Raw genomic sequence first — 23,286 nt, 5'->3', positions numbered from 1 at the left:
GATAGCCGGTTTTTATGGTTTTCATTCATTGGGAGTGCAGGATAAAAATAAATCTATTAGACAGGTTTTATTTATTCATCTTGAAAAAGGGATTCTTCTCTGTTACAATACAATTTGTTAATGAAGTGCCTCAAGGAGGTGAAAGTATGCCTAATATTAAATCTGCGATCAAACGCGTTAAGAAGAATGAATCTAACCGTCAACATAATGTGATGTTTAAATCAGCTTTACGTACATCAATTAAAAGCTTTAATGAAAAAGTTGATAATAACGACGTTGAAGGTGCAAAAGAAGCATTTATCGTAGCTACTAAAAAAATTGACAAAGCGGCAACTAAAGGATTAATCCACAAAAATAAAGCTGCTCGTGAAAAATCACGCCTTTCTCAAAAATTGAATGGTTTGTCAGTATAAGATAAAAAAGAGGTCCACTTTTGTTGGAAACCTCTTTTTTTCTTATTTAATTTGCGCAAGTTTGTGGATTAATAATTCAAGCGCCAATGTTTTTTCCATTGATCCATTTTTCATTTGATAATCTGCTTCAGCACACTGGCTTAGCGCACGCTCTAAATCTTGGCGGTTAAAGGCTTTTGCTTGTCCTGAAGCAATCTTGACCGCATAAGGGTGCAATTTAAGCTTAGCGGCCATCTGTTTTTGCGTATAACCCTCATTTTGAAACAGACTGACTTGATAAACGATTCTAATCTGCCTTGAAATTAAAGCTAAGAGCCTGACCGGTTCTTCTTTTTGCTTAAGAAGATCGTTTAACAAATGATAAGCATTTGCTGTCTGCTTTCTCATAACCATATCAACTAAGGAAAAAACGTTATTTTCCAGCGACCGCGCTCCTAATTCATTAACAATACTTTTATCGATTGGATGATCCTTACCGCAATAAAGGGCAAATTTTTTCACTTCATTTGCAAGATAAGTTAAATGCGGTCCGACTAATGCTAAAAGTTGCTCATGCCCTTCCTTCGTATAATGAGCATCATAATCTAAAGCAATATTCTCAAGTAACTTAAACAACAAATCATCAGTCAATTGGGACAGCTCATATGTTTTACTTGCTTTTGTCAGCAGCTTAACAAGTTTTTTCCTCTGATCCAGTTTTTCATAAAAGGCAATGACAATCAAAACCGTGCCGGGAGAAGGCGATTCAATATATTTTTCAAATTGCTTTAAATGATGTTCAACTTTTGACTTTGACCTCTCAGCCGTTAAAAAATACGGATTCTCAATCACAACAACACGTTTTTCTCCGATGAATGGCAATGTTTCGGCATCTTCAATAGCTGCTTCAATCGGCGTTTCTTCCATGTTATATGATGATAAGTTAAAATCTTTTTCTTCTTGAGTCAGAGCCTGATTAATGATCTTATCTTTAATCAATTGTATAAGATAGCTTTGTTTTCCAAATAATACATATATAGGAGAAAGCGGTTTGTTTATCGTTAAATCTTTCTGGGTTAATGCCATACTATCCCTCTTTTCATTATTACTTTAACCCAGAAAGACTTTACCGACAAGGCCGCTGCTTGAATAATATCGTATACACGCTTAAAATAGGAGAAGGATCAGCTCCCCCAAGCTCATCCTTCTATTTTATATAAACGCCGCACAGCAAAGCCTAGGACAATTGCTGTGCGACGATATTCTGATTGTATTTGTTATGATATCCTATGCCTCGCCAAAGTATGGGTGACAACACTTAGCAAGTGATAAAAAATTCTGGAAGATATATTTTCATTTTATTTTGACTTGTGCTATTATTTGAAATAAGCGGGGAGGGATGCGCATGAACGAATTTGAAAAAGATGTCCAAAGTAAAAGCAATGATTTTGTTGATGCATTAAATGGCTTTAATTTCTCATTTCTCTTTTTTGCCATCATTTTCATTATCGGTATTGTCATCCAACAGCTTATGACGTAAATAAAGAAGGCTTGGCCAGCGCCAAGCCTTCTTTATTTTCTTAATACAAAGAACCGAAATAATAAAGGTAACTGCAAATCATGTTATCTTACCGTTTTTAGACCAACTACACGTTTGTCTTGAAACGTTACCTCAATCGCCCCCCGCTCATCTGTCCGAAATATTTTCACGCCATACTTTTTTAGCCGCGCCATAACTTCCGGATTCGGATGTCCATACCTGTTATTTTCACCGACTGATATGACGGCTATTGCAGGCTTAATCACTTTAACGAATCTCTCACTTGTTGATGTTTTACTGCCATGGTGCCCCACCTTTAATACATCTATATGCAAGTGGGGATATCTGGATAATAAAACCTGTTCAGCTTCCTTATCACTGTCTCCAGTAAATAACCATGTTTTTCCGCCTAATATCGCTGAGACTACTATTGAGTTACCGTTAGATGATGACATCTTTTCTGCCGGCGAAAGAACTTGTAAGCGATATTGATGAAATTTTATCGATTTACCTGCCTCAATTCTCTTTATTTCAGTTCCTCCCTTTACCAGCCTTATAAATATTTCCTTTTCATTCTTTTTGATAGGAAAAAATGAACTAATGATTAATTTCTTAATAAGAATGTTTCCAGCAAGATCTTTTAACCCGCCAATATGATCATAATCTTCATGCGTTAAAATCAATGCATCCAATTGTTTAATTCCTCTGGCTTTAAGTTCCATTAGCACGGCATCACGGCCAACTTGATAAGGATTTTTCCTTTTTTGCCATTGTTGTTTTTGAAAAGGCAAGTTTCCTCCGGTATCAATGAGAATGTTTCCTTTTTGATGCGGTAATTGAATAAATATACTATCCCCCTGTCCAACATTTAAGAAAGTTACTTTTCCATTTGGATTTAAATAGCCTATAGTCATTTGGGAAAAATATAAAAAAACAATTAATAATATTGGCCAAATAAGTGCTGACTTTTGCTTAGAAATCTCCCACCAATAACAAACGGCCAAAACCCCCGTACAAATCAATATCAAAAAATAAATCTCCGGCTGACCAAAACGCAAATTTAAAAAATTATGATGATACAATATCAGAAGCAATTGATCACTATAAGTCAATAAGGTTTGTAAAATGTTTGTTAAGACAGGCAAAAAGAATGGTATTAACGAATACACGAAAATGACAATAAAACAGAGGGGTAAGATACAAAAAGTAATAAAGGGAATAAAAAATAAATTGACAATAAAGCTCATAAGGGAGAAATCATAAAAGTTATAGATGAGTATTGGAAACGAGGCCAGCTGCGCGATGGACGTTACAGCAATTAATTTAGGAATGGAGGAGTGATATTTTGCGTCAATAAAATAAGAGGAGAGAATAATAAAAAAAGTGACCAGGAATGATAATTCAAAACCTAAATTAAATAGCAAATGAGGATCGTACACCAACATGGCTATACAAGTCAGACTTATACTGTCCAAAGTGGATAGTTTGGATTTAAATAATTGCGCACTTAGTACAGCCATTGTCATTAATCCGGCCCTTATTACTGAAGGACTTGCCCCTGTTATAAATATATATAAGGGAATAAGAATAAGGAGAAGAGTAATAACATGTTCTCTAATGAGGCCTGAACGCCGCCCGGCATAGAATATCGAGCCAATGACAATACTAATATGCAGACCGGAAACCGCTAATAAATGAATCATTCCGAGCATTTGATAGGCATTGAGGAATTCCTGATCCATATTTTCACGGTAACCGAACACAAGAGCATTGATCATATCGCTAGATGGCTTAGGAAATTGTGTATTCACTTCGCTAATTTGCCGCTCTCTAAATCGATGTATCTGATCTATCAAGGATAGATGATGATCTGAACAGGTAAAAGAAGATTCAGTTTTCAGCAACCAATAAATATGTTGATGAAATAAATATTTTTGATAATTAAAGGCATGGAAATTATCTTTAGTTCGCGGTTGCTGAAGTTCTCCGCTTATTCGGCAAGTCATACCGGTTTTCACCATTTGCCTGAGCGCTTGTTTGTCTTCAAGCCGGGTTATCCGCACATTAACAAGCAGTTTTTCACCTTGAGGAATTTTAAAAGTAAAGGAAAGCTTATCACCATCGAAATTGGGGAGATCTGTAATTTTTCCTTCAAATGTTCCGGATCGCGGATTTTTGAACAAAGAATGGTTTTGCGATATATATTGACTATTAACGATTGAAAAGGCAGCAATGACTATAAATAAAATCCCCAGAGACAACTGCCTTTTTAATAGGACAACGGCCATACCAATAATTAAAGAAAGCGGCAGCCATTGCCACTCACCAAGAGTCATCCAAATAGCCAATACCATTGAAATGGCCAGAAAGTAAAATTTACCTGTGATATCCTGCCATTTAAACGTCATGAGAAAAAATATTTTGAGCTTGCCTGTAAAGCTCCTTAATTTCATCTTCTTCCACACCGGCACTTTCAAGCTTTTTCATTATATTAGCGAACAATTTCAACTTTTCCGCTTGATTATCATGTTCGAAAAAGTTGTTAAAAGGCACTTTTTTTGTTTTAACATTGGCACTGTCAAAAAGTTCAACTGCATAAGGATGATTTCTATAATCAGTTGCATAATAAACAGTTTTGATACCGCTTTGGATAATCGCTTTACAGCATTGCAAACATGGAAAGTGGGTGACATATATTTCTGCACCTTGTGTAGCAACTCCAAATTTTGCGCATTGAATAATCGCATTCATTTCAGCATGAATCGTTCTTACACAATGCCCGTCAATGATATAACAGCCTTCATCAACGCAATGAACACCGCCTGATATCGACCCATTATATCCCCCGGCAATAATCCGTTTATCTCTCACAATTGTTGCACCTACAGCAAGTCTTGGACAAGTACTTCTATTGGCCAGTAAATGGCTTTGAGCCATAAAATATTGATCCCATGATAGTCTTTTCATATTCTATATCCTCACTTTTCATTAAAACCTTCAATTAAATTAAACAATCTTGTATTCATATTCTTTCACCATTTTCTTTTATCGTCAAATAAAATTTAATTAACAGTTGCTTCAGGTTTGATCTGCTCCAGTGATTTTTCACCGATACCCGGGACATTAATAAGATCATCTACCGTTTTAAAAGGACCGCTTTTTTCACGGTAAGTGATGATAGCCGCCGCTTTTGCGGGGCCGATTCCTGGAAGTTTTTGCAGTTCTTCTTCCGTTGCGGAGTTGATATTTACTTTATCTCCCTTAGCTCCGTCAGTATTGCCATTGGCGGGGCCTTGCGGGGCGGCCGAAGCAGCTCCTCCTGCATTTTGTACATTTTCTCCTTTATGCGGAATATACACAACCATTTCATCTGTTAATTTCTGCGCCATATTAATTTGCTTTTGGTCAGCATCATTATTGAAACCGCCGGCTTTTGAAATAACGTCCATGATTCTTGCACCATTAACAAAATGGTAGACGCCGGGCTTTTTAACCGCCCCTTTAACATCAACAATGATATCTGTTTGTTTTTGCTCATGCTCTTTAGAATTTGCAGCATCAGTAATCCTGTCATCTTTTTGTTCCGCAACCTTATTTTGCATTTCATCGGGAAATTCGGGCTCAGAAGACTTTGGTTTTAAAAAAGAAACATACACCAAAATAACCAGCAGCACGGCTGCCACAATATAAGGAATTTTTTCTTTGCGAATCAAGATACTCACCTCTTCATATTCGTATAAAAACTTACCTTATCTTAAATAAGACATCATTTGAATTTGCATCCTATGAAATGCCTTTGGACGGAAACGGCGATACTTCTCTGAATAATCATTGGCGAAGCCGCATACAGTGGTATAGGAAAAGCCGCGTGAAAGGGGCGAAATGAATGAAGCTAGGTATTATCGGAACCGGAAACATGGGCACCATATTGATCCAGTCTCTTATAGAAGGGGATGCTGTTTCACCGGGTGATCTAATTATAACGAACCGTTCGATAGAAAAAGCCTTTAAGCTTAAATCTGACTATCCCGATGTTCATATCGTTCGAACAGCTATAGAAGTCATTAAAAATACTGACGTTATTTTCGTTTGTATTAAACCTTTAGATATTTATCCATTGCTTACAGATATTAAAGAAGAATTATCACCAGAAAAATGTCTTGTTTCAATTACGAGCCCGATTACAGTTGAGCAAATTGAATCTGTCGTTCCGTGTCATGTTGCAAGAGTTATTCCAAGCATTGTCAACCGGTCATTATCAGGGTCAACGCTCGTTACCTTTGGTGAAAATTGCGGGGAACTTCAGCGGAATCAATTATTAGCTATTTTAAAAAAGTTCTCGGCCCCGATTTGTATAGAGGAGAATATTACAAGAGTCGCTTCAGATATATGCAGCTGCGGTCCAGCTTTTTTCAGCTATTTACTTGAGCGTTTCATACAAGGCGCCGTGACAGAAACAAAAATTACAAAAGAACAGGCGACACAGCTTACGAGCAATATGATCATTGGTATGGGAAAATTATTGGAGAAAAATTTTTATACTTTGCCTGGATTAAAAGAAAAAGTGACGGTTAAAGGCGGAGTTACCGGAGAAGGCTTAAATGTACTGGAAAATGAACTTGGGGACGTCTTTGAACATCTTTTTCAAAAAACGCAGGAGAAATTTAAAGAAGATCATCATCTGGTTGATAAGCAATTTAACAGACGTAAAGGCGAGTGATTTTCCCGCCTTTACATATTTCTCTCTTTAAATTGAAAATCCTTTTATTTTTTTACACTAAAAAAAATTCTTTCCGACGTCGGCATTGGCTTTTCACCTGTAAAGTCAGCAGTAACTTCAAGAATATCAAAACCCGTATCTGCTAACGTCTTTTTATATTCATCAATCGGAAAAGTCCGTTCGTAATGAGTTTCATCAAAACGTTCATACAATCCAGAAGCCTTTTTCCGGAAGAATGTTAATTCATGAAAAACACTATGAGGCTGTTCACCGGGAAAACATTCCCAAATATAAGCAATATCTTCTTCAGCTAAAGAGAATTGATGGTTATGAAAAAGATGATTTATTTTATGTAAAGAATGGACATCAAAAAGGAATAAACCTTTGTCATTTAAATGGTCAAATACATTTTTGAAAGTCGATTTAACCTCATCCATGTTATTAAGATAATTCAATGAATCGCAGCAAACAATGACCATATCAAATTGATCAGGTAAATAAAAATCACGCATATCCTGCTGATAAAGAGAAATTGCATGATTTGTTCCGGCTGCTTTTTCTTGGGCAATAGCAAGCATATCTTCCGATAAATCAACACCTGAAACATCATAACCCTCTTTTTTCAGGAGTAAGCTTATTTCTCCGGTTCTCACATCCAAGTTCAAGCACCTTATTCCCTGGGCAATGGTAAGCTTCTGCTGTTCGCTTAATCCAATTTACCCATTGATCATAAGGGGCTTCAGTCATAAGTTGATCATATAATAATGCAAAATGTTCATAAGCCATACTTAAGACATCTTACTTTCGAGTGATAGTGTCGGCGCATCTCCCCAAAGTTTTTCAAGCTTATAATAATCTCTTTCTTCCTTATGAAAAATATGGGCAATAACATCGCCTAAGTCCACAAGCACCCATCTCGCTTGATCAAAGCCTTCCATTCTTTTAACCTCTATTTGCTGCTCTTGGGCACCTTCCTTTAAGCCCCTTGCAATTGCTTGAACTTGTTTTTCCGAATTACCGTGGCAAATGATAAAATAATCAGCCATGACTGATATACCTTGCATATTTAAAATGACAATATCATGTCCCTTTTTATCATCAATAATGTTAGCCAAAAAATAAGCCATTTGTTCACCATTTATCACTTAAGATTCCTCCCTACTCGTTTGATGAGATCGTTATAAGCGCTTATCGTATCAGGGTAAATTTGCTGATGGCGGGAAATCAAAAAAATGATTGTATTTTCCAATGCCTTTGCCACTGCTGTATCAAGATCCGTTTCAGCTAATTTGCGCACTTCTGCTACTGCAGGGAAATCTCTTCCCGGTTCAATGTAATCGGCCAAAAATACAATTTTTTCAAGAAGGGTCATACCGCTTCTTCCAGTTGTATGATAATAGATTGCATTTAAAATCTCTGAATTATGAACGCCGTATGTTTCTCTGACATAAGCCGCCCCCACCGGTGCATGCCATAGAGACAAATGGTAATTTAATAAATCATCGGGTATATCCGGCTCTTTTTTAATGATTGAAATCATATCATCTTTACTAAAATATTTAGCAATGTCATGAAGCATTGCCGCAAGCTCAGCCTTCTTAACATCCCCATTATAAATACCCGCTAAATACTTTGCCGATTGGACGACACCAAGTGTATGCTCATATCTTTTTCTTGGTAAAATTTGTTTAACTTCGTGATCGGCTTCTTCAATCTTCATATAAACCCTTCTCTTCAATATATTTTTTTACGTTTTCACATAAAAAATAACGATAAGAACGATGTTGATTTATCCTTTTTCTAATCATACTGGATGAAATGTCAATTTGCGGCATTTCAACCGGAATGATGGTCACGCCTTCGGGCTTTTTAAAGGTATATCCCGGCCGCTTAAAACCAATAAATGATGTGAGTTTAGCCAGCTGGTCAATTTTGTACCAATTTGGCAAATCATCAACCATATCTGCTCCAATAATAAAATAAAATTGATCATCCGGATATCTGCGTTTTAATTCATACAAAGTATCATAAGTATAAGAGCGGCCTTTTCTTTTAATTTCAATTAATGAAAGCTTAAACAATGGATTGTCTTCAATCGCGCGGTCAACCATCGCAATTCTATGATCTGAATCTGTGACCAGTCTGTCCTTATGCGGTGGAATATAACTCGGCAAAAACCACACTTCGTCAAGACGGCAAGCGTCCGCCGCTTCTTCGGCGATTGCTAAGTGCCCAAGATGCGGCGGGTCAAAGGTTCCGCCGATAAGACCTATTTTCTTCATGACTTAGACTCCTATGCCTTTGGAATTTCAATTTGTTTATTTTCTTTAGACTCTTTATATAAAATAATGGTGCCGCCGATAATTTGAACGAGTTCAGCTCCAGTTCCTTCAGCTAATTGAAGACCTGCATCATTTACATCTTCTAAAGTATTTTGTAATAAATTTATTTTTATCAGTTCTCTTGCCTCAAGAGCACTGTCAATCTCGCCAATCATTTTATCATGAATACCTGATTTACCGATTTGAAATATCGGCTTAAGATGATGGGCTTTCTTTTGTAAAAATCTCTTTTGCTTATTTGTCAGCATGTTAATCCTCCATTTTTCTTTCCAAGAAACTTTGCATAATTTTTGCATCCGGCAATTTCCCAAACCAATGCTTGTATGCAAGCGCTCCTTGATAAATCAACATTGGCAAGCCATTTAAGATAATATGGCCTTGTGCTTCTGCTTCCCGCAGCCATTTTGTTTTGAGCGGACGATAAATTAGATCGGCAAATACTTGCTTTCTTTCGCTTGGCGTAATATCCATTGGCATTTGATCAATATGCGGCGCAAGGCCAACAGACGTGCCATTAATAATTAAGTCATAATCCGGCAGAGTATCTTTCGCTTCCTGAAGTGATAAGACACGGGTATTTGTTAAGTCCGTACATTCTTCACTTAATTGTCTTGCTTTTTCCATTGTTCTATTAGTAATATCCAGTTGCTGTAGTTTTACGTGTTTGGCAAGGGTCAGACCGACTGCCCGGGCGGCGCCCCCGGCCCCAATGATCAATACCTTAGGATTTTGTTCCAAGATTTCAGGCACTTCTTCTTTTAAACTTAATAGGAATCCCAAGCCATCGGTATTGTATCCATATAACTTTCCGCCCCTGTTAACAACGGTATTAACCGCCCCTAACATCTGTGCTTCATCATCCACACTGTCTAATAACGGGATAATATTAATCTTATGGGGAATGGTGATATTGAAACCTTTAACCCCAATCGCCTTCATGCCTCTAACCGCATCCTTCAGGTTATCAGGTTTTACCCTAAATGCGTGATAATGATGGTCCATGTTGTAAGTTTCATACCAAAAATGATGCATGGCAGGCGATAAACTATGTTCTATAGGATCACCAATGACAGCATATAATTCACTCATAACAATCACCCCTTTATTATTGATGGCCGAATCATAACACCAACGCCTTTTGGTGCAAAAGCCTGAACTTTTGCTCCCGCCCCTTTAACCGTAATCCATCCAAGTCCTGAAAAAACGATATCCATATCGTTTTCCTTAATGACAAATTCATGACGTTCCAGAGCCGGACATTCATCATTTGGATCATTCGGCGGAGAAAGTAATTTACCGTATTGGCTTCTATATAATTGATCGGCGTTTTCATGCTTCGTTCGGTGGATATACAATTCGTTTGATACATAACAAACGACTGACCGCCGGCCGCCCGACAAATAATCAAACCTTGCAAGTCCCCCTAAAAACAATGTTTGTTCTTCATTTAACTGAAAAACTTTGGGCTTAATTTCTTTTCTCGGAACAACTTTTTTATAATCTTCAGGGCTGATAAAATGTGCGATTTGGTGGCTGTTGATAATCCCGGGTGTATCATAAAGCGTTTGATCCTCATTAAGCGGAATGTCGATAAAATTTAAAGTCGTACCCAGAAACTGCGAGGTTGTAATAGCAATGTCATCATCTTCACCGAATTGTTTTATCAATTGATTAATAAAAGTTGATTTACCAACGTTTGTACTGCCGACAATATAGACATCTTTCCCATCACTGTATTGGTCAATGGCATTTGCTACATCAGAAATGCCGATGCCCTTTTCAGCACTCATTAACATAACATCAATCGGCTTTAATCCAAGCTCTTTAGATGATTGTCTCATCCAATTTTTCAGTTTACTTTCATTTGTTGATTTTGGAAGCAAGTCCACTTTATTACCAACTAACAAAATATTATTACGTCCGACAAAACGCTGCATCCCCGGTACCCAGCTTCCGTTAAAATCAAAGATATCAACAATTTTAACGACCAATGCTTCGGTTTGTCCGATTTGAGACAAAAGTTTTAAAAAGTCTTCATCTGACAACGAAATATCCGGAACTTCATTATAATGCTTTAACCGAAAGCAGCGTTGACAAATAATAACATCCCGTTCAAGCGCAGCTTTAGGGACATAGCCTAAGGCTTGTTTATCTTCCGTTTGAATAGGCACCCCGCAGCCTGCGCATGTGTATTGCTCTTGCATCTTTAATCCTCCCAATCGATTAATCCCTTTTTTCGCATAGACGAAAGGATACGGCGTTCCATTTTACGGTTAAAACGCGTCATCCATCCATCTGACATAGCGACCGGAACTACTAAAATTGTATGTAAACCAAGACGGTTGCCGCCTAATACATCCGTCAGCAATTGGTCTCCTATGACAACTATGTCGTCCGGTTTAAGATCCATATCCCTTATTGCCCGCTTAAAAGACCGGACTAATGGTTTTCTTGCCCTATAAATAAAAGGAACTTTTAACGGGTCTGAAAAAGCTTTGACCCTCACCTCATTATTATTAGACACAATAGTAACCAGAATCCCGGCATCCTTCATCGTCTTTAACCATTCAATTAATTCAGGGGTGGCTTCAGGATTATCCCAAGCAACCAATGTATTATCAAGGTCAGTGATGATACCTTTTATTCCTTTTCTTGTTAAATCATCGGGTTTAATTTCAAAAATGCTTTTTACATGTTCATTAGGCAAAAAATGCTTTAACAATCAATACACCTCAAATCCAATGACATTTTCCCATCACACGTATATTTTACCAAGGATACGTCCATTCACAACCATTTTAACTTTAAGATTCCATTTTATCATATTTCAACTGGAGACTATACTGCTTTTCTTAGTGTATACTGTTTATTAAATAAAAATAGGACTGAATGATTCATTCCTATGAAAGCTCCATTTTATATGCAATTCAAAGAAAAAAATCCCAAAAACATTTCGACATTTATTGACAACCTTCTAAAATGTGGATAACTTTATTCACATATCAACGATTGCCGCCTTTACTTTTTCATCAGTTATAAACAAGATGCCCACAACTTATCCACTAAAAGTTGTGGATATCAGAACGGTTGTTCTCAATTTTATTTCATGATACCATTTATTCAAGTGAAATGTCATTAACTAAGATGCTGGCGGCAAGAGTAAAGGGAGGTGTCATGCCGTAATCGGCTAAATAGTATGGAAAAGTTATCTGATGATCTCCTTATTGAGTCTTATTTTAAAGCAAAAGAATTGGAGTTAAGCAAAGAGTTTATTCACCTGATTGAAGAAGAAATTCACCGCAGATCCTTAGACGGAAAGGTTAGTCAATATAATTAACGCGCGTTTTCCCATCTCTAATAACTGAATTTTATCGGACGAGCTGTAATAGTTCGTCTTTTTCTTTTGTTTTAAGGTGAAAATATTGTAGAATTAAGTTGGATAATTCTAAATACAAGGAGGACTGATTGTGAAGAACGTCATCATACATAAGATACAAAAATACGTTTTTACCGAAGACCAATTAAGAGGTGTTTGGAAAAAATCAAAAAATCAATCTGAGTTTGATGATCTGAGTGATGAGCAAATCATGCTTTTGGCAAAAAAAGTTCTTCTTGATGCCTCGCTTAGTGAGTTGGACGAGTTTTCCCTTGATTCGGCATGGAGAACAAAATTTGATATCACGGGAAAACTGATAGCAGATGATGATTCTGATCCGGCAATGCATATCGAATTAATTGATACTTCAGAGAAAAACTCACCGCCTAACGAAGTGTTCATAGACCGTATGTTGCCTGTCCGTTGTAAAAAATGCGGATTTACTTTTTACATAGAGGATCTAAATGCTGATTTGGACAAATTGTCATGTCCTTATGATGGCGAACCTGTGGAATCAGGGGCAAGAACTTTCAAATCAGTCAGCAAAGACGATAAATAAGGAGATGAACACCCTTTATGCAAGTAACAATCGCCGTCATTATTTTCCTAGTAATATATGCAATTATTATTACTGAAAAACTCAACCGCGCCGTTATCGCTCTTCTCGGAGCAGCTGTTATGATCATCTTCGGAATCGTTGATCTTCATACAGCATTTACCAAACATATTGAATGGGATACGATTACTTTACTCATCGGCATGATGATACTTGTAGGTATAACGAATAAAACCGGCGTCTTTCAATATGTCGCTGTTAAAGCCGCAAAAGCTGTTAAGGGCGAGCCTGTTAAAATATTAGTTTCCCTTTCCATATTAACAGCTATTGGATCAGCTTTTCTTGATAATGTGACAACTGTTCTATTAATGGTTCCTGTCACTTTTTCTATTACCCGTATTTTAGGTGTCAAACCGTTCCCTTTTTTAATATCGGAAGTTTTGTTTTCTAATATTGGCGGTACAGCGACACTCATTGGCGATCCCCCTAACATCATGATAGGATCAGCCAATAAACATTTAACATTTAATGTGTTTTTGCTTAATCTTACACCCGTCATTATCATTATTGCTGTCGTCACGCTCATCATCTTATATTTTATTTACAGAAAGCAATTAAATGTTTCGGTTGAGAAAAAACAGGAACTTCTCGAACTGAATGAAAACGATTTTATAAAAGACCGCAAGCTTATGATCAAATCGTGCATCATCTTATTATTAACTGTTATTGGTTTTATTCTTCATTCCTTTATACATAGTCTTGAACCGGCAACTGTTGCCATGACTGGCGCCGCTCTGCTGCTCTTAATTGGCGTTAAGGAAAATCACATTGATGAAGCTTTTCAGTCTGTTGAATGGGTGACTATTTTCTTCTTTGGCGGCTTGTTTGTCTTGGTAGGAGGCTTAGTTGATGCAGGGGTTGTAAAATTCCTGGCATCTAAAGCCCTTGATCTTACAGGCGGGAATGTTTCTCTCACGGCACTGCTTATTCTTTGGGTTTCCGGAATTGCTTCAGGAACAATTGACAACATTCCTTATGTAGCAACGATGATTCCATTAATCCAAGACATGGCCAAAGGTATGGGATATTCAATGAATTCTCCGCACATCAATGCACTGTGGTGGGCATTGTCACTGGGGGCTTGTCTGGGCGGAAATATGACTTTAATCGGCGCTTCAGCCAATGTCGTTGTGTCCGGCCTGGCAGAGAAAGAAGGCCACGGTTTTTCCTATATGGATTTCCTAAAAATAGGCGCACCTTTAACATTCGCAGCATTAATTATTTCAACCGTTTATATTTATTTAAGGTACTTACTTCCTCTGTCTTAAAAAAATATTCTAAAAAGCCCTATCCATTTTTTTGGACAGGGCTTCTAACCATGTTATTTTAGATCAGGCGACGACCCAAATCTATCTGATTAATTAATAAACGTATGCTGCACCAACAATAATTAACAAGATGAACAAGACAACGATTAACGCAAAGCCTGCGCCCATGCCGTATCCGCCAGCTCCGTAGCTCATTCTCTCATCTCCTTTTTCTTCGTTATTTATCAGTTACATGATTAATATATGATAACTTCAAAAACTTGTTAGGGCGAATGCGGAAATACTTCGGCATATCTTATTTTTGGGCATTAGAACCATTTCATTGCCCTTTTTGTATTTTTATTCACATAAATAAAAAGGAGTGCATGACAATGCACTCTCTTTCATCTCGATTTGTTCTTATAGGGCTGCCGGTAAAACTCATTAAAAAGCTTCATTAAAGCTCTTTTTTCAATTCTTGAAACATAGCTTCTGGATATATTTAATTTTTTTGCTATTTCCCGCTGTGTGAGTTCTTTACGGTTATCAAGACCAAATCTAGCAATTACGACTTCCTTTTCTCTCTCATCGAGAATATGCAGATATTCATATATTTTCTTTTTTTCCATATTCAAAGTAATTTCGTCAATAACATCTTTATTCTTTGATTTAAGGACATCGATCAGAGAAATTTCATTCCCCTCTTTATCCTGCCCGATAGGATCATTCAGAGAAACATCTTTTCGTGTCTTTTTTAACCCTCTTAAATGCATTAATATTTCATTCTCAATGCACCTTGCTGCATATGTTGCGAGTTTGGTCCCCTTTCCTTGCGAATAGCTTTCAATAGCTTTTATTAACCCAATTGTTCCAATTGAGATAAGATCTTCACTGTCTTCTTTTGTATTTTCAAATTTTTTTACTATATGCGCTACTAAACGGAGGTTGTGTTCAATTAGACGATTGCGGGCTTCCTGATCTCCCTGTGCCATAAGTTCAAGGCATTTCCGTTCTTCATCTTCCGGAAGCGGCTGCGGAAAAGCATTGTTCTTAACGTATGATACAAAAACCCAAAATTCCTTAAATAAGTATGCCGCACTCCCAACCAATAATGACAACATCTCCCCACCTCCATTGGGCTCACATCTATTTTTATTGTTATGTGCGCCAATGTTTTTTCGTGTCTGTCCGGGGAAAAATCAGTTGATAGGGACAATTAAAATTTAAAAGCCTTTTGCAGCTCAGGCTTATTTCCAGTAATATCCGCCAATGTATATTGATCAAGGACGGCTAAATATTTTTCTGTTGCTTCTGCTAAAATACTTTTTGCCCGGCAAACCGGGCTGATAATACAAGCGCTTCGTTCCGGATTAAAACACTCAACCATATAAAAATCATCCTCTGTACGGCGGACAACCCAGCCTAAATTAATATCTTCCGGAGGCTTTGCCAGTTGTATACCGCCGCCTCTTCCCCTGATCGTATGGACCAATCCTAATTGACCAAGCTGGTGAACAACCTTCATTAAATGATTTTTTGAAATTTTATAAGCATCAGCAATGTCCTGTATGCTGATTAATTGTCCATTTGGCTGAGCCGCAAGCGAAATAAGGACACGAATTGAATAATCTGTGTAACTGGTTAATCTCATATATTACCATTTCCTCCGCTTTAAATGTCGACTTTTATGTCATTATAGCTGATTTCCAGCTTCATGACTATTAGGATTTGTTCAAAAAAGGCCCGCGCTGAAATATTATTAATTCAACGTTCTGTCACAAAAGATGTATTTAAAATACATCTTTAAGGATTATAATGGAATTGTAAAAGAGCTAAGGGGGATCAATAATGGATCAAAAAACAATTGATATTATTAAAGCAACTGTACCTGTATTAGAGGAAAAAGGAAATGAAATAACTGAAGCCTTTTATGAACACATGTTTAGTGAACATCCTGAACTTTATAATGTGTTTAACCAAACACATCAAAAAGAAGGAAAACAGCCGCGGGCTTTAGCGAAACTTGTTTATCAAGCCGCCGCTCATATTGATCGCTTAGAAGAAGTATTATCCGCGGTAAAAGTTGTTGCCCATAAGCACCGCAGTATCGGTATTAGACCTGATCAATATCCAATTGTTGGCGAAAACTTACTTTGGGCTATTAAGCATGTTTTGGGCGATCAAGCAACAGATGACATTATGAAAGCTTGGGAAATCGCTTATGGCGAAATTGCTAATGTCTTTATACAGCTGGAAAATCAGTTGCGTGAAGAAGTTAAAGAAAACAATGGCTGGGATGATTACATGCCTTTTATTGTTGATAAAAAGGTTCAGGAAAGTGATGTAATTACATCATTTTATTTAAAACCCGCTAACGGAGGAGCGCTTCCTGAATATCTTCCGGGACAATATTTAAGCCTTAAGCTTGAAATTCCTGGCGAAACTTATACACACATTCGTCAATACAGCTTATCTGATGCCCCTGGAAAAGACTATTTCCGAATCAGCGTTAAACGGGAAGATAAAAATGCAATGTACCCTGAAGGTGTTGTCAGCCATTTCTTACATGATACGATCAAAGAAGGCGATCAAATTCTTGTCAGTGCACCGGCTGGCGATTTCACGCTTGATACGTCCTCCAATAAGCCGTTGGTGTTCATCAGCGGCGGTGTCGGACAAACACCTTTGATGAGCATGCTGAAAACTGTCATTGAAAAACAGCCTGAACGCCCGATCACCTGGATTCATGCGGCGAAAAATGGTAAAGTACATGCACTTAATCAAGACGTAAAAAAAGCGGCTGAAAAACACGAAAATCTTAAAACATTTATTTGTTATAACGATCCGACAAGCAAAGACCTTGAAATGAACGAATTTGCTAAGGTCGGTCATATGGATGAAATGTGGCTGTCAGAAGTTATTGATAATAGAAATGCCGTCTACTATTTCTGCGGTCCAAAATCATTTATGGCTGCGATCTATAAAATCTTAAAACACTGGGGTATTAATGACGAGGACATCCACTATGAATTCTTCGGTCCTCAGGATGAGATGCTTGAAGAAGAAGCTGTCACAGTATAATTTTTTATTAAAAAGTTGCCTGGGAAATTCCCAGGCAACTTTTTAAGTTTGGATTTTTATGATTCCGGGTATATATAAAGACAGAATTTTCTAGAGGAGTTTTTGATAATGCAACGAATTCGGGCAATTATACGCGGAAGTGTTCAAGGGGTCGGATTTCGTTTTTTCACCCAACAGACAGCAGAAAAATATAATATTAAAGGTTGGGTTAAAAACAATGCCGACGGGACAGTTGAAATTGAAGCAGAGGGTGAATCCGGATCTTTAGATAATTTTTTTAAAGTTATTAAAGAAGGAAACCGTTTTTCACATGTTGAGGATTTGGCATTATATAAAAAGGAAAGTCTTAAACATTTTAATAGATTTAAAATAACTTATTAGATTTTGTTATCTATTATCTAAAAATTCCAAACCTGTGTTATCCTTGTATTAGACATTCGTAAATACAAATATCTGCTACATATAAAGGAGAGATAAGCTATGTATGATGTTATTATTATCGGAGGCGGTCCTGCAGGACAAAGTGCAGCATTATTTACAAGTAAAGGCGGATTGACAACATGTATTCTGGATAATGAAAAGGGACTTACCCAACGCGCTTTAATAAAGAACCATTATGGTGTCGAAGATGTTTCCGGCGGTGATCTTGTTGCAGTTGGACATAAGCAGGCTGAAAAGTTTGGAACCGACATTAAAAAGGCAAATGTCACTAATGTCGTTAAAAAGGATCAGGGTTTCACTGTTGAAACTGAAGAAGGCGATAATTACGAAGGAAAGCAAATTATTTTAGCAACAGGCGCTAATGCAAAGCTTGCTGAAAACATCGGATTGCATACTAAACCTGGTGATGAGCCTTATGTTAAACATGTCATTGATGTTGATGCAGCCGGACGTACGAATATTGAAGGAATTTGGGCTGCCGGAACAGCTGCAGGAGTCAGTGTTCATACAATCATTACAAGCGGAGACGGGGCAAAAGTTGCTGTTAACTTAATGAGTGACTTAAAAGGCGAACGTTACGTCGATCATGATGCACTGTAAACATCATCAAAACCCTCTTGGTTCTAAAAACCAAGAGGGTTTTTTCACTTTATAAAAACGGAGTGTGTTCCAGCCTTTTATTTAAATTTTCTTCATTAATTTTTTTAATTCTCTTTTGATCCTGATACTCTTGCATAGTTAATCTTTTTCTTTTTATGCTCATGGTAAGCGTGAAAGTAAAGAGGTTTAACTTAAGCATAAGCTCTCCTCCCTTCTTTTAAAATAACGTTTCATAAAAATCCCGTTTTCTCCTTAAACCAAGCTGTAATTGTTTGTAAAAACAATGGCATCTGTCTTCATCTCCTTTTTAAATTTTTTATATGAAAAAGACCTATGGCAAAAACATGCCTTAGGTCTTTTTACTAAAAAAGTAATTACTACCTTTAATAGCCAAAATAAAAAGGTAAAAAAAGACCACAGGCTATTACGACCTGCGGTACCCATAAAAATCTCTTCTAAAATAGAAAAGATATATATGATCAAAAAATCCGACTGAAGGCCGAGCCTAAGAATTTATATTCAATTATCGTTAATTCATATTGTCTCATCATTAACATTATGCTCAACCTCCCTTTAAATTGATAATGTCATTATACACAGACTTTTTTGAATTGTAAACATAAAAATTAAATTTTTCCAGTTCATTTTAAAGAGGATGTTCAAAAAGTCCGGGAAACATTGCCGTCGATACTGTGAATAAGGTGCTCCTTCGCCGAAGATTACTCATTGGAGTATTTCCACTTCTCGTCGCAACTCGCAGTAGTTCGAGATGTAATGCTCGTTCCTCCTTTTTGAACACGATTTTAAATGCTTGTAATCGCGCCGCCGTCAACTAAAATTGAACTGCCTGTCATATAGGTACAAGCGCCGGAAACAAGAAAAGCAACGACTTTTGCCAGTTCCTCAGGTTGACCATAACGTCCCAGGGGAATGCCTTTTTCCGCTTGTTTTCTGACCTCTTCAAGTGCCAGACCCGTTTGTTCAGCCCGCGCTTTATCGAGATACTCTACCCGGTCAGTAGCAATCCTGCCCGGGGCAACTGTATGAATTAAAATATTTTTTGGTGCGAGCTCCTCAGCTAACGTTTTTGTGAGTCCGACAATTCCCAGCCTGAATGTATTGGACAATACAAGGTTAGTTATCGGCTGCTTTATTGATGATGAAGCAATATTAATAATTCGTCCCCCGCCCCTTTTTTCCATAATAGGGACTGCTTGGCGTATTAAACGGACATAGCTTAGGAGATTAAGTGTAAACGAATGCTGCCAATCTTCATCAGTCATCTCCAGAAAGCTGCCGCTTGGCGGTCCGCCGGCATTATTGATAAGAATGTCAATGCCCCCATATTGATTAACTGTTTTTACAACCGCTGAGTTTAAATCCTCTTCTTTAGTTACATCCGCTTTTATGTATGCCGCTTTTCCGCGTCCAATCGCCGATAATTCCTGTGCGACCTTTTGTAACTTTTCTTCACTCCGGCTGGCGATCATGACATTAACACCTTCCCGGACAAGCTGTTCCGCTATCGCTTTGCCTAACCCTTGACTCGAAGCCATCACCAGCGCATTTTTACCTTTTAATTCAAGATCCATATTTGTCCCCCCGATTTGTTACACTAACCATAAGCGGGGGACGAACAAAACCCCCACTTATGGAAGTTTCACTTTATGAAATTCTTCAAGATTTACTTTAGAAGCAGTAATAAACTCCCTAATAATAAATATTTCGATGGCACTATAGCATTTCCTGCAAGCGATATTGTTCGACAAAAGTATTGATAAATCGACAAAATTGCTTGACTTTTAGGAAACCTGAGTGTAGAATTTTTACATAATTTCAAGAAGATTGAGGGTTTTTTAGGGTGAAAAATGAATTATTTAGAAAGAAAAGCATCAAAGAATTGCTAAAGAAAGATGGAAATATCCATCTAAAGCAAACATTAGGAGCATTTGATTTAACGCTGCTTGGGGTAGGTGCCATTATTGGAACAGGTATATTCATTCTTCCTGGAACAGTAGCTGCGGAGCATTCCGGACCTGCTATCATTTTTTCGTTTATTTTAGCCGCTATAGTCTGTGCATTAGCAGGTATGTGTTATTCAGAATTTTCTTCATCTGTACCAGTAACAGGCAGTGCGTATACCTATGGATACATTGTGTTTGGGGAGTTAGTTGCCTGGTTTGTCGGGTGGGCTTTGCTGTTGGAATATGGATTAGCAGTTGCAGCGGTTTCAACCGGCTGGTCTTCTTATTTAAGTGCTTTGTTAGAGGGATTTAATATTTCCATTCCAAAGGCGATCTCAGGTTCTTTTGATCCGGCACATGGAACATATGTAAATGTTCCGGCTATCGTCATTATATTTGCAACTGCCTTCTTATTAACGCTTGGCGTAAAAGAATCTACGAAGTTTAATACGATCATGGTATTTATTAAAGTTTGCGTTATACTTTTATTTATTGGAGTAGGTATCTTTTATGTGAGGCCATCTCATTGGCAACCATTTATGCCGTTTGGCGTGAAAGGCGTTATGAGCGGTGCAGCCCTAGTTGTCTTTGCTTATCTTGGATTCGATGCTGTTTCGTCAGCTGCTGAAGAGGTAAAGAATCCACAACGTAATATGCCAATTGGCATTATTGGATCGTTATTTATTTGTACAATACTTTATGTAGTTGTATCGATTATTTTGACAGGCATTGTTTCGTATACACATCTAAATGTAAGTGACCCGGTTAGCTTTGCTATGCAGATTGTTCATCAAGATTGGGTCGCTGGCGTGATTTCACTTGGTGCTATTATTGGGATGATGACAGTCATACTAGTTATGTCATATGGCGGAACAAGACTTCTTTACGCGCTTGGCCGTGATGGATTGCTGCCGAAAAGCATGTGTGAGCTGAGTAAAAAATATAGAACACCAGTTAAAGGTACATGGGTGTTTGCAGTACTAGTAGCCTTTTGTGCAGGGTTTGTGCCATTGTCTGAACTAGCAGAATTAGTGAACATGGGAACATTACTTGCATTTACAATCGTTTCAATCGGAGTTATTTACTTAAGAAAAAATAAGAGCATACCAACAGGCGGTTTTAAAGTACCGCTCTTTCCAATCTTACCGATTTGCTCATTTCTATTATGTATATTTTTAATTACTCAGCTTTCTGTTCATACGTGGATTGCTTGCGGTATTTGGATGATATTTGGATTATGCATCTATTTTGCTTATGGTAAAAAGCATAGTATAATGAATAAAGAATAAGAAATGCAAGAAGTGAGCTTACGCAATGTAAGGCTCACTTTTTTTTGGACAAGGCAGTTATAAAAATAAAAAAAGTCATAGCCCAAATTGACATGGACTATGACTAGTTTTGTTCAAGCTTCTTCTTTGCCGCTTTCATTCTCCAGAAAAAGAGCAAAGCAATAATCATAATACCTAAACAGCCGAAAGTGAGAATCTCGCTTTTCGCTGCAGTTTTACCTTGAAAAGGAATCAATGTACCTATATATAAAAACACACTTAAAAACATAAATATGAAACTAAAGCGTTGGTAATCAATGGCTTTGTGTTTAAGATTCTTTAACTCTCGTTCGTTCATACTTATCCCTCCCCCTATTTTTACTTTAACATGGATTAATAAAAATCCTGACATGTAATTCTTGTAAAAAGAGGGAATGGACATGAACGTTTTAGTAAAGTGCAGGCATTTGGCCCTTTTCTAACACACTATCATTCAAAGACTTGTGTCCATTCATCCTTGCCGCTAAGCATCTTTTCAGCAATTTCCTTAGCGCCTTCCAGACTGTGGCTTGCCGCCCAGCCGCATTGAACTTCATTACAGGCGGGAACTTCGGTCGCATTTAAGACATCATTCAATGTTGTCTCAAGCGCTTCAAGTACACTTTCATAGTTATCATTATTCATGATAGAAAGATAGAAGCCTGTTTGGCATCCCATTGGCCCGATGTCAAGCACGTTATCCATATGATTACGGATATTTTCCGCCATAAGGTGTTCTAATGAATGGAGGCCAGGCATATCCATATGCTCTTTATTCGGTTGGCAAAAACGGATATCATACTTATAAACCTTGTCTCCATGCGATCCTTCACTGACTCCGACAAGTCTGACATAAGGTGCTTTAACCTTTGTATGATCAAGATTGAAGCTTTCCACGTTCATTTTTTTAACCACGTGTTTTCAACTCCTTTAACATATTTAAAATAAGGTTTGCAGAATTTTTAGCGGCGACATCCAGGAATTGGTCAAATGAAATCCCTGCCTCTTTCCCTGCGATATCGGAAAGGGAGCGAATTATAACAAACGGTGTTTTGAATTGATGACATACCTGAGCAATGGCTGCCGCCTCCATCTCTCCCGCTTTTAATTCCGGAAACTTTTCTTTAACAAAAGCCACTCGGTCTGCATCAGACATAAAAGAATCCCCAGTTGCAATTAACCCTTTTACAATTTTGAAGTCGGCCATCTTATTAGCCGCCTTTTCGGCAACATCTACCAAAAACGCGTCCGGCTGATAAAAGGCCGGCATTCCCGGTACTTGCCCGTATTCATAATCAAAAACGGTTGCATCCACATCATGATGACGAACCTCAGAGGAAATGACCACATCCCCCACTTGCAAATCTTGATCGAATCCGCCGGCAGATCCGGTATTAATAATATAGTCAGGCTTATAATCATGAATTAAAATCGACGTGCTCATAGCGGCGTTAACTTTGCCGATACCGGATTGCAACAGAACGATATCGAGGGACTCGAGTTGCCCGCTGTAAAAACGGCAGCCCGCTACCTCTTTTTCTTTAAGGTTTTGAATTAAGCTCCTAAGCAATTTAACTTCTTCGTCCATTGCACCGATTAGACCTATTTTCATGGAAATTCCCCTTCTATTGAATGTATTATTGTAATCAATTTTAACATT

The 23,286-nt window shown here is 37.6% G+C and carries 30 protein-coding genes; 10 read left to right on the top strand and 20 right to left on the bottom strand.

From position 1 onward, the window contains the following. Nucleotides 1-146 precede the first annotated feature (146 nt). Nucleotides 147-413 (top strand): 30S ribosomal protein S20, encoded by a 267-nt coding sequence (gene rpsT / locus ACFQRG_RS09960; RefSeq protein WP_380965748.1) that lies wholly within the window; start codon nt 147-149, stop codon nt 411-413. Nucleotides 414-455: 42 nt separating this feature from the next. Here rpsT and holA read toward each other — a convergent pair whose 3' ends face one another. Then, nucleotides 456-1,478 (bottom strand): DNA polymerase III subunit delta, encoded by a 1,023-nt coding sequence (gene holA / locus ACFQRG_RS09955; protein ID WP_380965746.1) that lies wholly within the window; start codon nt 1,476-1,478, stop codon nt 456-458. Nucleotides 1,479-1,797: 319 nt separating this feature from the next. On the opposite strand from holA, the gene ACFQRG_RS09950 reads away from it, so the two are divergent. Then, nucleotides 1,798-1,932, top strand: a complete 135-nt coding sequence (locus ACFQRG_RS09950) for a YqzM family protein (RefSeq protein ID WP_380965745.1) — start codon at nt 1,798-1,800, stop codon at nt 1,930-1,932. An 83-nt stretch (nt 1,933-2,015) separates the two neighbouring features. Here ACFQRG_RS09950 and ACFQRG_RS09945 read toward each other — a convergent pair whose 3' ends face one another. The 3 genes from ACFQRG_RS09945 to ACFQRG_RS09935 all read right to left on the bottom strand — a co-directional run bounded on the left by ACFQRG_RS09945 (nt 2,016) and on the right by ACFQRG_RS09935 (nt 5,645). Next, nucleotides 2,016-4,385, bottom strand: coding sequence for a DNA internalization-related competence protein ComEC/Rec2 (locus tag ACFQRG_RS09945; RefSeq protein WP_380965744.1), 2,370 nt, complete (start codon nt 4,383-4,385; stop codon nt 2,016-2,018). Continuing rightward, on the bottom strand, nt 4,330-4,899 hold the full coding sequence (locus ACFQRG_RS09940) for a ComE operon protein 2 (protein ID WP_380965743.1): 570 nt from the start codon (nt 4,897-4,899) through the stop codon (nt 4,330-4,332). The genes ACFQRG_RS09945 and ACFQRG_RS09940 overlap by 56 nt, the downstream gene beginning before the upstream one ends. A gap of 95 nt (nt 4,900-4,994) precedes the next feature. After that, nucleotides 4,995-5,645: a helix-hairpin-helix domain-containing protein gene (locus ACFQRG_RS09935; RefSeq protein ID WP_380965741.1), complete on the bottom strand. Its 651-nt coding sequence runs from the start codon at nt 5,643-5,645 to the stop codon at nt 4,995-4,997. A gap of 173 nt (nt 5,646-5,818) precedes the next feature. On the opposite strand from ACFQRG_RS09935, the gene comER reads away from it, so the two are divergent. After that, nucleotides 5,819-6,652 (top strand): late competence protein ComER, encoded by an 834-nt coding sequence (comER, locus tag ACFQRG_RS09930; RefSeq protein WP_380965740.1) that lies wholly within the window; start codon nt 5,819-5,821, stop codon nt 6,650-6,652. A 44-nt stretch (nt 6,653-6,696) separates the two neighbouring features. Here the strand turns inward: comER and ACFQRG_RS09925 are convergent, their stop codons facing one another. The 8 genes from ACFQRG_RS09925 to ACFQRG_RS09890 form a co-directional block, all read right to left on the bottom strand. Beyond that, complete coding sequence (locus ACFQRG_RS09925) at nt 6,697-7,305, bottom strand: class I SAM-dependent DNA methyltransferase (RefSeq protein WP_380965830.1); 609 nt, start codon at nt 7,303-7,305, stop codon at nt 6,697-6,699. A gap of 135 nt (nt 7,306-7,440) precedes the next feature. Further along, complete coding sequence (gene rsfS / locus ACFQRG_RS09920) at nt 7,441-7,794, bottom strand: ribosome silencing factor (RefSeq protein WP_380965829.1); 354 nt, start codon at nt 7,792-7,794, stop codon at nt 7,441-7,443. Next, nucleotides 7,794-8,372: a bis(5'-nucleosyl)-tetraphosphatase (symmetrical) YqeK gene (gene yqeK / locus ACFQRG_RS09915; RefSeq protein WP_380965739.1), complete on the bottom strand. Its 579-nt coding sequence runs from the start codon at nt 8,370-8,372 to the stop codon at nt 7,794-7,796. Before yqeK ends, rsfS begins: the two co-directional genes overlap by 1 nt. Continuing rightward, on the bottom strand, nt 8,362-8,934 hold the full coding sequence (locus ACFQRG_RS09910) for a nicotinate-nucleotide adenylyltransferase (protein WP_380965738.1): 573 nt from the start codon (nt 8,932-8,934) through the stop codon (nt 8,362-8,364). Before ACFQRG_RS09910 ends, yqeK begins: the two co-directional genes overlap by 11 nt. An 11-nt stretch (nt 8,935-8,945) precedes the next feature. Then, nucleotides 8,946-9,242, bottom strand: coding sequence for a ribosome assembly RNA-binding protein YhbY (gene yhbY, locus ACFQRG_RS09905; protein WP_380965737.1), 297 nt, complete (start codon nt 9,240-9,242; stop codon nt 8,946-8,948). Nucleotide 9,243: 1 nt separating this feature from the next. Beyond that, the gene (gene aroE / locus ACFQRG_RS09900) at nt 9,244-10,083 is read right to left on the bottom strand and encodes a shikimate dehydrogenase (protein ID WP_380965736.1); all 840 of its coding nucleotides are present in this window, start codon (nt 10,081-10,083) and stop codon (nt 9,244-9,246) included. A gap of 5 nt (nt 10,084-10,088) precedes the next feature. Then, the gene (gene yqeH / locus ACFQRG_RS09895) at nt 10,089-11,198 is read right to left on the bottom strand and encodes a ribosome biogenesis GTPase YqeH (RefSeq protein WP_380965735.1); all 1,110 of its coding nucleotides are present in this window, start codon (nt 11,196-11,198) and stop codon (nt 10,089-10,091) included. A 2-nt stretch (nt 11,199-11,200) separates the two neighbouring features. Further along, the gene (locus ACFQRG_RS09890; protein WP_380965734.1) at nt 11,201-11,716 is read right to left on the bottom strand and encodes a YqeG family HAD IIIA-type phosphatase; all 516 of its coding nucleotides are present in this window, start codon (nt 11,714-11,716) and stop codon (nt 11,201-11,203) included. 474 nt (nt 11,717-12,190) lie between these two features. Here ACFQRG_RS09890 and sda point away from each other — a divergent pair, with 474 nt between their 5' ends. From sda to ACFQRG_RS09875, 3 genes are all read left to right on the top strand, one after another. Next, on the top strand, nt 12,191-12,331 hold the full coding sequence (sda, locus tag ACFQRG_RS09885; RefSeq protein ID WP_380965828.1) for a sporulation histidine kinase inhibitor Sda: 141 nt from the start codon (nt 12,191-12,193) through the stop codon (nt 12,329-12,331). A 130-nt stretch (nt 12,332-12,461) separates the two neighbouring features. Then, on the top strand, nt 12,462-12,929 hold the full coding sequence (locus tag ACFQRG_RS09880; protein WP_380965733.1) for a hypothetical protein: 468 nt from the start codon (nt 12,462-12,464) through the stop codon (nt 12,927-12,929). A 17-nt stretch (nt 12,930-12,946) separates the two neighbouring features. Continuing rightward, nucleotides 12,947-14,254: an ArsB/NhaD family transporter gene (locus ACFQRG_RS09875; RefSeq protein WP_380965732.1), complete on the top strand. Its 1,308-nt coding sequence runs from the start codon at nt 12,947-12,949 to the stop codon at nt 14,252-14,254. 93 nt (nt 14,255-14,347) lie between these two features. Here the strand turns inward: ACFQRG_RS09875 and ACFQRG_RS09870 are convergent, their stop codons facing one another. From ACFQRG_RS09870 to ACFQRG_RS09860, 3 genes are all read right to left on the bottom strand, one after another. Beyond that, entirely contained in the window at nt 14,348-14,449 is a 102-nt protein-coding gene (locus ACFQRG_RS09870; RefSeq protein ID WP_380965731.1) for a YjcZ family sporulation protein, read from the bottom strand. A gap of 188 nt (nt 14,450-14,637) precedes the next feature. Beyond that, complete coding sequence (gene sigK / locus ACFQRG_RS09865) at nt 14,638-15,354, bottom strand: RNA polymerase sporulation sigma factor SigK (protein ID WP_380965730.1); 717 nt, start codon at nt 15,352-15,354, stop codon at nt 14,638-14,640. 95 nt (nt 15,355-15,449) lie between these two features. After that, nucleotides 15,450-15,884 (bottom strand): RrF2 family transcriptional regulator, encoded by a 435-nt coding sequence (locus tag ACFQRG_RS09860; protein ID WP_380965729.1) that lies wholly within the window; start codon nt 15,882-15,884, stop codon nt 15,450-15,452. A 194-nt stretch (nt 15,885-16,078) separates the two neighbouring features. Here ACFQRG_RS09860 and hmpA point away from each other — a divergent pair, with 194 nt between their 5' ends. The 3 genes from hmpA (at nt 16,079) to ACFQRG_RS09845 (ending at nt 18,355) form a co-directional block, all read left to right on the top strand. Then, the gene (gene hmpA / locus ACFQRG_RS09855) at nt 16,079-17,314 is read left to right on the top strand and encodes an NO-inducible flavohemoprotein (protein WP_380965827.1); all 1,236 of its coding nucleotides are present in this window, start codon (nt 16,079-16,081) and stop codon (nt 17,312-17,314) included. 108 nt (nt 17,315-17,422) lie between these two features. Beyond that, nucleotides 17,423-17,695, top strand: a complete 273-nt coding sequence (locus ACFQRG_RS09850; RefSeq protein ID WP_380965728.1) for an acylphosphatase — start codon at nt 17,423-17,425, stop codon at nt 17,693-17,695. A gap of 99 nt (nt 17,696-17,794) precedes the next feature. Next, nucleotides 17,795-18,355, top strand: a complete 561-nt coding sequence (locus ACFQRG_RS09845; RefSeq protein WP_380965727.1) for an FAD-dependent oxidoreductase — start codon at nt 17,795-17,797, stop codon at nt 18,353-18,355. Nucleotides 18,356-18,404: 49 nt separating this feature from the next. Here the strand turns inward: ACFQRG_RS09845 and ACFQRG_RS09840 are convergent, their stop codons facing one another. Then, nucleotides 18,405-18,554: a YrzI family small protein gene (locus tag ACFQRG_RS09840; protein WP_380965726.1), complete on the bottom strand. Its 150-nt coding sequence runs from the start codon at nt 18,552-18,554 to the stop codon at nt 18,405-18,407. Between the two features lie 604 nt (nt 18,555-19,158). Next, nucleotides 19,159-19,947 (bottom strand): SDR family oxidoreductase, encoded by a 789-nt coding sequence (locus tag ACFQRG_RS09835; protein ID WP_380965725.1) that lies wholly within the window; start codon nt 19,945-19,947, stop codon nt 19,159-19,161. A 269-nt stretch (nt 19,948-20,216) separates the two neighbouring features. Here ACFQRG_RS09835 and ACFQRG_RS09830 point away from each other — a divergent pair, with 269 nt between their 5' ends. After that, nucleotides 20,217-21,608 (top strand): amino acid permease, encoded by a 1,392-nt coding sequence (locus ACFQRG_RS09830; protein ID WP_380965724.1) that lies wholly within the window; start codon nt 20,217-20,219, stop codon nt 21,606-21,608. Between the two features lie 103 nt (nt 21,609-21,711). Here ACFQRG_RS09830 and ACFQRG_RS09825 read toward each other — a convergent pair whose 3' ends face one another. The 3 genes from ACFQRG_RS09825 to mtnN all read right to left on the bottom strand — a co-directional run bounded on the left by ACFQRG_RS09825 (nt 21,712) and on the right by mtnN (nt 23,238). After that, entirely contained in the window at nt 21,712-21,945 is a 234-nt protein-coding gene (locus tag ACFQRG_RS09825; RefSeq protein ID WP_380965723.1) for a YrhC family protein, read from the bottom strand. 131 nt (nt 21,946-22,076) lie between these two features. Continuing rightward, on the bottom strand, nt 22,077-22,541 hold the full coding sequence (locus ACFQRG_RS09820) for an S-ribosylhomocysteine lyase (protein WP_380965722.1): 465 nt from the start codon (nt 22,539-22,541) through the stop codon (nt 22,077-22,079). Continuing rightward, nucleotides 22,534-23,238 carry a 5'-methylthioadenosine/S-adenosylhomocysteine nucleosidase gene (gene mtnN / locus ACFQRG_RS09815; RefSeq protein WP_380965721.1) on the bottom strand — a complete coding sequence of 235 codons (705 nt, stop codon included), beginning with the start codon at nt 23,236-23,238 and terminating at the stop codon, nt 22,534-22,536. The genes ACFQRG_RS09820 and mtnN overlap by 8 nt, the downstream gene beginning before the upstream one ends. Nucleotides 23,239-23,286: the final 48 nt, after the last annotated feature.

It is taken from the genome of Scopulibacillus cellulosilyticus (assembly GCF_042665295.1).
Taxonomy (GTDB): Bacteria; Bacillota; Bacilli; order Bacillales; family Sporolactobacillaceae; genus Scopulibacillus_A; species Scopulibacillus_A cellulosilyticus.
The sequence above is the reverse complement of the archived record's forward strand: the minus strand, read 5'-3'. Positions and strand labels throughout refer to the sequence as shown.